This window comes from Marinobacter sp. M1C (genome assembly GCF_023314135.1).
Classification (GTDB): domain Bacteria; phylum Pseudomonadota; class Gammaproteobacteria; order Pseudomonadales; family Oleiphilaceae; genus Marinobacter.
The window spans coordinates 4,692,846-4,705,651 of the sequence record NZ_CP092289.1 but is presented as its reverse complement, the minus strand read 5'-3'; the positions used below and the strand labels follow the sequence as shown (position 1 = coordinate 4,705,651).

5 protein-coding genes and 1 pseudogene are annotated in these 12,806 nt (G+C 57.4%); all 6 read left to right on the top strand.

Annotated elements, in window-relative coordinates; translation table 11 throughout:
- Window positions 1-260: 260 nt before the first annotated feature.
- The 6 genes and pseudogenes from MIH19_RS22210 to MIH19_RS22185 all read left to right on the top strand — a co-directional run bounded on the left by MIH19_RS22210 (window position 261) and on the right by MIH19_RS22185 (window position 12,753).
- Window positions 261-1,046 (top strand): annotated as a pseudogene (locus tag MIH19_RS22210) (IS5 family transposase).
- Window positions 1,043-1,615: a hypothetical protein gene (locus MIH19_RS22205; protein ID WP_249006919.1), complete on the top strand. Its 573-nt coding sequence runs from the start codon at window positions 1,043-1,045 to the stop codon at window positions 1,613-1,615. Before MIH19_RS22210 ends, MIH19_RS22205 begins: the two are co-directional and overlap by 4 nt.
- Window positions 1,616-1,932: 317 nt before the next feature.
- Entirely contained in the window at window positions 1,933-2,769 is an 837-nt protein-coding gene (locus tag MIH19_RS22200; protein WP_249006918.1) for a hypothetical protein, read from the top strand.
- A gap of 19 nt (window positions 2,770-2,788) precedes the next feature.
- Window positions 2,789-8,593: a calcium-binding protein gene (locus MIH19_RS22195; RefSeq protein ID WP_249018611.1), complete on the top strand. Its 5,805-nt coding sequence runs from the start codon at window positions 2,789-2,791 to the stop codon at window positions 8,591-8,593.
- Window positions 8,594-9,076: 483 nt separating this feature from the next.
- Window positions 9,077-11,296: a type I secretion system permease/ATPase gene (locus MIH19_RS22190; RefSeq protein WP_249006916.1), complete on the top strand. Its 2,220-nt coding sequence runs from the start codon at window positions 9,077-9,079 to the stop codon at window positions 11,294-11,296.
- Window positions 11,293-12,753, top strand: coding sequence for an HlyD family type I secretion periplasmic adaptor subunit (locus tag MIH19_RS22185; protein ID WP_249006915.1), 1,461 nt, complete (start codon window positions 11,293-11,295; stop codon window positions 12,751-12,753). The genes MIH19_RS22190 and MIH19_RS22185 overlap by 4 nt, the downstream gene beginning before the upstream one ends.
- Window positions 12,754-12,806: the final 53 nt, after the last annotated feature.

Genomic DNA, 12,806 nt, shown 5'->3' with positions numbered 1-12,806 from the left:
AAATAGACTATTTAATGTCCATGCATCTTTACTTAGCCCATTTTGATTAAAAACAACACTATGGAAATCCCATGCTTCTCGCGCAGTAATATCCCGAGTTACAGCTCCTGAACCAATTTGATTTCGCAATTTGTCAATGTAACCATTAGCCATATCTGTTTTAATTTGATCGAGATCACTAAGGAAACACTGATTTATTCTTCTCACGTTGTCGGTTTGGTAAAATGGTACCTCATCCGCAGGAATAGCCAGAGACTGTCATGAAGCAAACGAGTTTCGCCTAGGCAGAGTTTGCTGCCAAGAAAAAGACGACCCGCCGTGAGCGATTTTTGGCAGAAATGGAGCAGGCCGTGCCTTAGCCGAGGCGGCTGAAAGCTCTTTCACCATACTACTATCCTGATTCGCGCGGTAAACGGGGCCGCCCCCCAATACCTTTCAAGCGCATGCTGCGGATGTACTTTGTGCAACAGTGGTATGCCTTGGCGGACGAAGCGCTGGAAGACGCCATCTATGACAGCCAGGCGCTGCGCAATTTTGTTGGGATTGACCTGGCTGTGGAATCGGTCCCGGATGCCACGACGCTGTTGAAGTTCCGCCACTTACTGGAAAAGCAGGCCTTAACCCAGGTGATCTTCGAGCAGATCAACGGCCACTTGGCGGACCGCGGCATGCTCATGCGTGAGGGTACGATCGTGGATGCCACTATTATTGCGGCACCGCCCTCCACCAAGAATAAAGCGAAGGCGCAGGACCGAATCGTCGGACCGCCAGAAATGCACCAGACCAAAAAAGGCAACGAGTGGTACTTCGGCATGAAGGCGCATATTGGCAAGGATGCGGACTCTGGACTGGTCCACAGTCTAATGGGCACGGCCGCCAATGTAGCAGAGAACAACGGCGCATTCTTTACCGTGTACCCCAACGCCGCCGCGACAGCAGGCGATACCGTCACGCTGGCCTTTGCAAGGCCTACCCGCCAACACTATTGCTCCCACCACATGACGGCGCACGCGGTACAAAAAAACACTTGGAGTCTTTCCCTATGAAAGCACACGTCCAACCCCGTCGACGCGCGCCCCTGCTACTCAGTCTAAGCCTGCAAGGGGCATCCATTTGCACAGGCAATCCGGCACTGGCACAGCCGGTAAAAGCGTTAACCCCACAACAGATTGAAATCGAACGAAAGGCAGGATTCGAGGGCGAATATTTCTTGACGTGTAGTGAAGACCCGGTCTGTATCCCCTCTACGAAAAACCTCAATCAATTTCGCAAATTGGATTTTGATGAGTGTGCGCCGCGTTTGTCAGAAAAATATCCTGAGTTCTCTCGGCCAGAGTGGAAAGAAGTGCCGCTGGATTTGGATATCGCAGAAAGGGCATTTAAAGATCTTTCGGTGGAGTTTGAAGACCGCGTTGAGTATAAAAATAACACATTGGAAATGGAACAGAAGTGGCAAAACTGGCTTAAAGAAACCGCCGAGTTACGTGCTGCAGGGCAAGTCAAGATGTGGCTGACCGAGGTGGACATCAACAACGACGGCATCCCCGACCCAATTGCACGCGTGCAATATGCGCATCCTGCCCGTGAAACAACGTGGTTGTGCGTACAGCCATAGCGGCTTGCGCTACTCGTCGCCAAGCCCCGAATCTCTCTTTGGCCCGTTTAAACATTTTTATTTCAGCCGGGACGCAGACATCATCTACTCAAAAAATACCGAGCTGAACTACAGCGTGGAATGGTCTGAGGGGCCGCCGGTCCGATTCCGGATAGACAGAAGATAGGTGCAACCCGTGGGGTGCTGGTTGAGCTGTCGCGCACTAGAGCAAGCTCACCTGTTCCCGTCCGCTACATCAACTGGGCACCCACCGGCAGCTACCGTCGGCTGCAACGTAAATCCACAACAACGAAACACACTAACTAAGGGAAAAAACCATGGCCAATCCAATCATCAAACTAGCTTTCAGTCCATCCCTAACCGTCTTGTCACTCGTTTGCTGCTTGACCGCGCCGCACGCGATTTCTCAAACTCAATCTGTCAAAAAGCTGCCCATTGAAACCGAGGCACAGCGGCTGGATGCAGTTCGAATCCTCATCAGCCAGGAAAAATCGCGCCGACTCGGCGGCGGCCCGGATGGCAAACCTAAAAGCTCAGCAGCGTTCTGCGAACGCATGCTGGATGACTTGCTGAATCACAAGGACTTCAAGGCCATTGAGCCGGTGGCGGTATTAGACTTTGACTACCCGATTTGGAATTTGGATCTTCCCAAGACTCAAAGACAAAAGAATGAGCGCATTGCAGCCAAAAAACTTGGCCCGACACTGAACAATAATTTGCAGCACTGCGCAGTTGATGAAGGAGCCAACCATGCATGGAAGTTTTTTGGGTTTAATGGATCGGCAGGTGCGCCACCCTTTCGCGTCTATGTGCTACCCGAGCGCGTGAATCCATTTCCCGAATCCCAACTCGTGTATTGGTCAGAGTATGTGGAAAAAACGGGCTCCGGAAGAAAGGGCTATTCCTGGGTGAATCTAGATATTTGTGCGCATACAAACGGCATTTCCGTGTGGACCGATTCTATGAAGTTAAGAAATGACTACCAAGGCCAACAATCAGCCTTGACAAGCTATCAAGGCAAGTTGGTGGCATGGGATATGACTCGTAATGTTTTCTTTGGCGCTGAGCAAATTGAACCGAAACGCGAAACGCAAATGAAATCGAAAACCTTCTGTCTTTGGGAAACCTATGCAGAAGAAACTGTCAATAAGTAACCTATCAAAGGAATTCGTCATGACCATTGTTATCCATACTATTGCAAATCAAGATGCCGTTGCCCGTCGGCTAATTCAAGGGAGCGAGGGAAGTAATTTGGCGCTTCCAACCAATGTTGGCGACCATACCGTTACTCTGGGATTCGGCTTCACGTTTCTTCGGAAGGGCGCAGACGGGGCGTGGAGTGTTTTAGGTTCTCTCGCACAAGATTTGGCGTCTGTAAGCATTGCGCTTACAGATGGGCAAGACAGGCAGTTGGTTGGCATTAGAAATGCCCTAAACAGCCCTAACACGACGCTAGCCGACACCCTCATCACCCAGTTCCGCACAGGCTGGACTGCAGCCCCTATCACTGACTCAGAGGCGGAAACCCTGTTTGGTGCCGAGTTACAGCGTGCCAAAGACGCCGTCAAAGAGCGATTTGGCACCCATTTGCAACAGTCGAATGGCGATGCCCTATACGCAGCGCTGGACAACACACGCGAGATGGCGGGTTTGCTCTCACTTGCCTATAACGCACAAACGTTGATTGGCCCCGGCCTTACCAATGCGCTGTGGACAGGCGACCGCGCAGAAGCATGGTTTCAGATTCGTTATGACTCCAATGGTGGTGCTGCATTAGATCTCCGAGCTGGCCTTGCCAAGCGGCGTTTTGCGGAAGCGCAATACATCGGTCCGTTTTCTGACCCCGCCAATGCCACTCCCAACGAAGTTCAAAACGTCTTTTGGATGCTGCAAAAGAATCGCGTGGCCATCATGGCCTACGAGGAGAAGTTTGGCTCTCCTCCTAACGGATTGACAGCCACTGATGGAAATAGGGTTGCTGCTGCAAATCGTGACTTGGGTGCTGCAGTTGCTTTTGCCGGACTCGGACAGGTACCCACCCTCGTCGAAGCCCTCAATCCCGCGAAAACCGCCCTCCTAACTGACCTACGCACCACAAACCCCGAACTCGCCGCCAAGCTGCAGGATGCGCAATGGATATCCACCAACATCTACCTCAACGGTAACACCGGTGGCACCCTTGATAGCTTGGCCTATGAGACTGGAAACTTCAAAACCAACGGTGCAGAGGACTTGATGATCGGCGGCACGGGTGCCGACATATTGAAGGGCAATAAAGGCAAAGATTTACTCATGGGCAATGCAGGTGCCGATACCCTGGATGGCGGCGCAGGCGACGACGTTTTAGTTGGTGGCATTGGCTCTGACACCCTCAAGGGCGGCGCAGGCACCGACACTTACGTTTTCAAGGCAGGCGAAGGCCAGGACACGATCACAGACAGCGACGGTCTGGGCAGCGTGATTATTGGCGGCGCTGCTGCTCTTGCAGGAGCGGGACAATCCGACTACAAACTGGTTGGAAACAAGGGTAAGTGGAGCGTCAACAATGGCCAAACCGTCTACACCCTGGATGAAGCCCGAAAGAGCCTGGTCATCAGTGGCACTGCGCTGGGGGCGAACAACACAATCACCCTTACCGACATTGACGTCGCAAAAATCAAGAGCAGCGGTTATCTGGGCATCACACTCACCAACACCGACCAGCTGGCCCTGGTTCAAGGTGGGGGTAGCAACGTCTTCGGCGTTGAAGGTTTCGACCCAGCCAGTCTTGAGGGCCAGCAGACCGACGTAGCAGAGAACAACGGCGCAGTCTTTACCGTGTACCTCAACACCGCCGCGACAGCAGGCGATACCGTCACGCTGGCCTTTGCAAGCCTGGGTGACAAGTTCCAGGCCATCCTGGGCGACAGCACCGTAGCCGCCGACGGCGCAGTCATCACCCTGGTTGACGGGCAGACCGAGGTTCGCTTTGCGCTGGTGCAGACGGGCGAGCTTAGTGCCGATGCAACGGGCGCTTTTAGTCTGAAATTTGCCGGTATTGACGGTAGTACCAGCAACAGCAACAGCTGGGGCCTGAACGTCAAGGACAGCGGTGAGACCCTGAGCACCTTGAACGGCGACTATCGGGTGCGCACCAAGATTAACGAGGGCCCGCCCATCAACCGCCTGGACCAAAACGACAATCCAATGACCGTGGTTGCTACCGGTGATGCGTACTACGTGCAGGACAGCCATGGCAATCTGGTAGGCGGCAGCGGTGAATTAATCACCAACAATACCCTCTACGGTAGCGACGGCAATGACAAAATTAACGGTGGGATGGGCAACGACGCCCTATCTGGGGGGTATGGCAACGACCAGATTGACGGCGGCGAAGGCGACGACATGATTGGTGGTGGTGGTGGCTCGGACAACATACAGGGGGGCGACGGCAACGACTTCATCGCCAGCGCCTCCAACATACTGAATAACCGCCAGCAGCTTAGTGCCAGCGACCTGTGGAGTCGCTGGGGCCAGCCTGCCGGAGTCCTTGTGACGTCCAGCGGAGCCACCTGGGGAACATATTCTGGCGCCCAGAGCGGCACACATACGGTAACCCTTGGAGATGGCATCATGCCGGGCATTGTCGACGCATTCGGTGACACCATTGACGCCGGGGCCGGTGATGACACGGTTCTCGCCAGTTGGGGTGCGGACCGTGTGCAAGGGGGCGCAGGCAATGACTATATCTTCGGCTTGGCCGGGGCAGACATCCTTGAAGGCGGTGAAGGCGATGACTATATCCAGGGTGACGGTACCACCCGGCCGGGTTACGTTGACTCTGTAGACGCTCAGTACCATGGTGCAGACTTTTTAGACGGCGGTCTCGGTGACGACTACCTCATTGGCGGCGGCAAAGATGACACCCTGTACGGCGGCGTTGGTGCAGACACTTTGTTTGGTGATGACCAAGCCTTGGCGGGCGAATTTCATGGCAACGACACTCTCGATGGCGAGGAGGGTAACGACACCCTGACCGGTGGTGGCAAAGACGACATACTGTTGGGCGGCGTTGGTGCAGACACTTTGTTTGGTGATGACCGACAAGCCCAGTTGGACGGCAACTTTCACGGCAGTGACATTCTGTATGGTGACGATGGTGACGACGGCTTAGTCGGCGGTGGAGGGGACGATATGCTGTACGGTGGCCAAGATAACGACATCTTGCTCGGGGACGACGATAGCGAGGTGCATCTCGCCGGGCAATACCATGGCAACGACATTCTGGACGGCGGCGACGGTAACGACACCCTGCTCGGTGGTGGCAAAGACGACATACTGTTGGGCGGCAATGGGGCGGATTTATTACAGGGTGATTCTAACGAGAATCAGTTGGGCGGCGCATTCCACGGCAATGACATTCTGGATGGCGGCGACGGCAACGACCGGCTGTTTGGGCAAGGGCGTGACGATCTTTTGATCGGCGGCGCTGGTGACGATTATCTCAACGGCGACGGCCACCTGTCCCAAGTTGCAGCCGAGTTTCACGGCAACGACACTCTTTATGGCGGCGACGGTAATGACACACTGGACGGCGGCGGCGGGGACGACATCTTGAGCGGCGGCGTTGGTGTAGACATTTTGTTTGGTGATGACCGAGCCTTGGCGGGCGAATTTCATGGCAACGACACTCTCTATGGCGAGGAGGGCAACGATTCCTTGGTCGGCGGCGGCAAAGATGACACCCTGTCTGGCGGCGTTGGTGCAGACATTTTGTTTGGTGATGACCGACAAGCCCAGTTGGACGGCAACTTTCACGGCAGTGACATTCTGAATGGTGACGATGGTGACGACATCTTAGTCGGCGGTGGAGCGGACGATACGCTGTACGGTGGCCAAGATAACGACATGTTGTTCGGGGACGACGATAGCGAGGTGCATCTCGCCGGGCAATACCATGGCAACGACATTCTGGACGGCGGCGACGGTAACGACACCCTGATCGGTGGTGGCAAAGACGACATACTGTTGGGCGGCAATGGGGCGGATTTATTACAGGGTGATTCTGTCGCGACTCAGTTGGGCGGCGCATTCCACGGCAATGACATTCTGGTTGGCGGCGACGGCAACGACCGGCTGTTTGGGCAAGGGCGTGACGATCTTTTGATCGGCGGCGCTGGTGACGATTATCTCAGCGGCGACGGCAGCCTGTTCGAAGTTGCAGCCGAGTTTCACGGCAACGACACTCTGGATGGCGGCGATGGCAACGACACTTTGTTCGGTGGCGGCGGTGATGACATCCTGGACGGCGGTACTGGCAACGACATGCTGCAAGGCGGCGATGGCAACGACACTTATTATGTGGCGCAGGGCAGCGGTATCAAGCATATCGAGGACGTAGCAGGTTGGAACACGCTTGTTCTCGAAGGTGGCTTTAACCTCAATTCGGTACATCTCTCGCTTGGCTCTCTGGTGATTAGTAACGCCTCGGGCAGCAGTGAGATACATCTTGATGGTGTGGACTACGACAACCTGAGCGGTACCTCGCCTATCGATGAAGTGCAGTTCTCTGATGGCACCACGATGACCATCGCACAGTTGATTGAAGCCGTACCTATCGAGATACCTGGCACAGACAATGCCGACACCGTGCGTGGCACCTCGGGCAACGACAAGATTACCGGAGGCAAGGGCAACGACACCCTCACCGGCGGAGCAGGTGCGGACATGTATTTATTTGGCCGCGGCGATGGTCAGGATACGATCAACGACTTCAATGTTTCCGGCGCAGACAAGCTAGTGTTCGGAGTCGGAATTGCGACTGGCGATATCACGGCGAGCTACCTGGGCTTTGACCTGGTGATCAAAGTCAACGACCCCAACAACGCAGCAGCCACCGACCAGATCACCCTTAAAAACTGGGATAACAGCAGTGATCAGACCGAGCAAGTGCAGTTTGCCGACGGCACGGTATGGACAGCGGCCAAGCTCACCGACCTGACTAACCCGACCACGCCAACCAATCCGACAACAACCATCACCGGCACCGATGCGTCAGAGACGGTCACGCTGGCGTCGGATACCACCTGGTTCGATGCCAAAGGCGGCAACGACACGATCACGTCCGGCAACAGCCATGCGACGCTCTACGGCGGCGACGGCAACGACACCATCACGGACACTGGCGGCAACGACGTTATCGACGGCGGTGCGGGCAACGACACCATCACGGACACCGGTGACCGGTACACGATCTTTGGCGGCACAGGCCACGACACCATGACCGCCATCGGGGGCACTGGCACGATCGAAGGCGGCGACGGCAACGACACCATCACCACCAGCCATGGCAACGATCTCCTTGACGGCGGCACCGGTGATGACATCCTCACCGGCGGCGCAGGCGACGACCTCTACTGCGTGGACTCGGCAGGCGACACCGTGAGTGAAAGCGCCCACGAAGGACGTGACACGGTGAATGCGTCGATCACGTACATCTTGGGTAGTGATGTTGAGAACCTGAACCTCACCGGGAGTACCGCGATCAACGGCACGGGCAACGCCCTGGACAACGTGCTCAGCGGCAACAGCGCCAACAACACCTTGAGTGGTGGACTGGGCAGCGACACCTACCAGCTGGGCCGGGGCGCAGGGGCCGACACGATCGTGGAGAGCGACACAACGGCAGGTCACACCGACGTCGCCCAGTTTGGCGCAGACATCGGCACCGATCAACTGTGGTTCCGCCAGGATGGCAACGACCTGGAGGTCAGCCTCATCGGCACCGACGACCAGTTCTCACTGAGCAACTGGTATCTGGGGGATGCACACCATGTGGAGCAGTTCAAGACCAGTGATGGCCAAACGCTGCTGGACAGCCAGGTGCAAAACCTGGTGAGTGCAATGGCGGGGTTTGCACCTCCAGCGGCTGGGCAGACCACCCTGTCTGCGAACTATGCAGCGGCACTGACGCCGGTGATTGTGGCCAATTGGCAGTAGACCTCGCAAGTGAAGAATGGAACCCCTGTTCCCTGCAATAGGGGTTCCCGAATGTGATGTTCATGCGTCCATAACATGGCCCTCAAGCCCGCCAGTTGAAACACATCGGTGTTGGCCAAGAGACTCACGCGTTCTCCCAACAAGTTCTCAAGGACGTGCTTGCTGATGGCTATTTCAGAATAGGCCGTGGCCCGATCCGGCGTGGCGAGAATCGGGTGCGACACGGTGTGTGCGCCAATCTGCATCCCCGCCCGGCGAAGGGCGCGCACCTTGTCGGAGGTCCTCATCAAGTCGGTGGGCAGTCGCAACACCGGCAAACGTGTGCGGCGCACCGGCGGGCGACATCCGCTCAAGCGGGTTTCACCATGACTTTACGCGGCTTGCGCCAGTCATTATTTATAAAAAAATTAGCACAGTTTTCAGTAAAGTACACTGCAAAAAAACAAGACCACCCAATAGGGATGGTCATCAGAGGAGGCTCGTATGTCATCCAATTCAAGTCTGCTGGCGATCAATGGCGCGAGCACAGACAAGCAACAATCCAGCAACGCTGACCCTCTGGCCGTCCTGTGCGCCGTCGCCCGCCTGCACCAAACCGCTGCCGACCCGGCCACGCTGGCGCATCAACTGGGCTTATCGGGTAGCGACCGGCTTACCCCTTCCGATGTGCTGCGCGCCGCCCAGCACATCGGCCTCAAAGCCAAACTGGTGCGCACCGCCATTGAGCGCCTGGGACTCACCGCCTTGCCGGCGCTGGCGCTGATGCGCACAACTGATGAATCCTTGCGCCTGGTGATCCTGGCGCAAAGCGACGGCAAGCGGGTCTTGCTTCAGGACGCCAGCAGTGCCCGCCCCACCATCGAGCCGATCGACGTCTTTGCCGCCCGCTGGAGCGGCCAACTCATCCTCATCAGCAGCCGGGCAAGCGAAGCCGGTGAACTCGCCAAGTTCGACTTCTCCTGGTTCATCCCGGCGCTGGTCAAATACCGACGCCTGCTCGGTGAGGTCTTGCTGATCTCCTTCATGCTGCAACTCTTCGGCCTGGTCAGCCCGCTGTTCTTTCAGGTGGTGATGGACAAAGTGCTGGTGCACAAAGGAATGACCACGCTGGACGTGCTGGTCATCGGGCTGGTGATTGTGGTTATCTTCGAGAGTGTGCTCAGTGCCCTGCGTGCCTATGTCTTCAGCCACACCACCAGCCGCATTGATGTCGAACTGGGGGCACGCTTGTTTCGCCACCTAGTGCAACTGCCCCTGGCCTACTTCCAGTCCCGGCGCGTGGGTGACTCGGTGGCGCGCGTGCGTGAACTCGAAAACATCCGCGCCTTTCTCACCGGCAACGCCCTGACCGTTTTGCTGGACGTCTTCTTCTCGGTCGTCTTCATCGGGGTGATGCTGATCTACAGCGTGCCGCTGACCTTGATCGTGCTGATCAGTCTGCCGTTGTACTTTGGGCTGAGCCTGGCGGTGGTTCCGATCCTGCGTCAACGCCTGGATGTCAAGTTTGCCCGGGGGGCCGAAAACCAGGCGATGCTGGTGGAGACCGTCACCGGCATCCAGACCGTCAAAGCCTCGGCACTGGAGCCCGCTTTTGGCAAACGCTGGGATAGCCAATTGGCGTCTTATGTCTCGGCCAGCTTCAAATCCCAGAACCTCGCCACCCTGGCCAACGAGGGCGTCAACCTGATCGGCAAGCTGGTCAATGCCGCCACGCTGTGGTACGGCGCGCATCTGGTCATGGGCAATGACTTGACGGTGGGCCAGTTTGTCGCCTTCAACATGTTTGCCCAGCGCGTTAGCCAGCCTATCATGCGCATGGCCCAACTCTGGACCGACTTTCAGCAAACCGGCATCTCGGTGGCGCGCCTGGGCGACATTCTCAACACCCGCACCGAAGTCGCCCCCAGCAGCACCGCACAGTTGCCGCGCCTGGTGGGGCGCATCACGCTAGACCAGGTCACCTTTCGCTACCGCCCGGAAGCGCCGCCGGTGTTAAACACCATCAGTCTGGACATTCAGGCCGGGGAAGTCATCGGCATCGTCGGGCGTTCGGGCTCCGGCAAAAGCACCCTGACCAAACTGGTGCAGCGCCTGTACACGCCCGAGGGCGGGCGCTTGTTGGTGGACGGCATCGACATCAGCCTGATTGACGCTGCACAGCTCAGGCGTCAGGTCGGCGTCGTGCTGCAAGACAACCTGCTCTTTAACCGCTCGGTCAGAGAAAACATCGCCATTACCGACCCGGCCGCACCGATCGAGGCCGTCATCCAGGTGGCACAACTCGCCGGGGCGCATGAGTTTATCAGCGAATTGCCCGAGAGCTACGACACTGTGGTCGGCGAGCAGGGCAGTTCTTTAAGCGGCGGTCAGCGCCAACGCGTGGCGATTGCGCGCGCCCTCTTTACCAACCCCCGAATTCTGATCCTTGATGAAGCCACCAGCGCGCTGGACTACGAGTCCGAGGCCATCATCCAGCACAACATGGCTCCGATCTGCCAGGGCCGCACTGTGCTCATCATCGCGCACCGTTTAAGTTCGGTGCGTCAGGCCCACCGGATCATCGTGATGGACAAAGGCCAGATTGTGGAGATCGGCTCGCATGAAGCTTTGGTGAAACAGCCGCAAGGTTTGTACGCGCACTTGTGGCGTCTGCAAGATGGCGGCAAACCAACGGAAGGCGCGACGGAAGGTGGCCCCGCATGAGTGAAGCCACGCCGCCCCCACATCCGGTGCATCCGGTGCGCGAACTCCTGGCGCGCTATCAAGCCGTCTTTAAGGCCGCTTGGGCGCACCGCACTGAGTTGGCCGGCCCCAGTCGCATGGCCGATGAAATTGCTTTTTTACCCGCCGCCTTGAGTTTGCAGGAAACTCCGGTTCATCCGGCCCCGCGCCGACTGGCCTGGGGTCTGATGCTGCTCTTTGTGCTGGTCCTGCTTTGGACTATCTTCGGGCGGGTGGACATTGTGGCGGTGGCACCGGGTCGCATCATTGTCAGTGAACGCACCAAGGTCATCCAACCGTTAGAGGCCAGCGTGGTGCGTAAAGTGCTCGTCAAAGACGGGGATCGGGTACAGGCCGGACAAGTGCTGGTCGAACTCGACCCGACCATGGCCACAGCCGACAAAGCCAGTGTGCAGGAGCAACTCAAAACGCAGGCCTCGGAGGTAATGCGCACCCGGGCGCTGCTGCAGTCACTGGCCCAGTCCAAACTCCCCACCCCGGTGCTGCAGCAACTGACAGGGGAGGCGCGTCCGGTCATGGACCCGCAAGCGACCCAGGCCATCCAGGCGCAACTGCAGTCCGAATGGCAAGACATCCGCGGCCAACTGGGCAAACTTGACGCCGAAGCAGCGCACCGCCAACTGGAGATAGGCACCGTACAGGCGACCATCACCAAGCTCGAAGCCACCGTGCCGATGGCGCAAATCCGCGAAGCCGACTACCTGCGACTGGTGGGCCAAGGCTACGTCTCCGGGCACGCCACGCAGGACAAAACCAGGGAGCGCATCGAGCTTGAGCGCGACCTCTCGACCCAACGCGCTCGTTTGCTTGAAGTCCAGGCCACGGCCCGCGAGACCGAGTCCGCCAAGGCCGCCTACCGCTTTGAGACCCTGCGCACCTTAAGCGACCGCCACGCCACGGCGGCCTCCCAGTACAGCCAGTTGCAAGGCGAGCTGCGCAAAGCCAGCCAGCGTGAACGCTTGACGCATTTGCGCGCTCCGGTGGATGGCGTCATCCAGCAGCTGGCGATTCACTCTGTGGGCGGTGTGGTGACCAGTGCCCAGGCGCTGATGATTGTGGTGCCCGATAGCAGCACGGTGACAGCCGAGGTGAGCATTGCCAATCAGGACATTGGCTTTGTCAGCGTCGGACAAATGGCGGCGGTGAAGCTGGAGACCTTTGCCTATACCAAGTACGGCACAGTGCAGGCCCGGGTTGACATCGTGACGGCCGATGCGGTGACCGATGAGAAGAACGGCTCCTACTACCCGGCCCGGCTGACCTTGAGCGAGAAAGACATGCTGATTGACGGCAAGCGGGTGAAGTTGAGTCCGGGCATGAATATCACAGCGGAGATCAAGACCGGGCAGCGCCGGATTATTGAGTACCTCTTGAGTCCGGTGCAGCGGGCGGGGAGTGAGAGTTTGCGGGAGCGGTAGGGTGGCACATGCAATACAGAAATACGATCAACCACAGGAAGAAAATACAATGA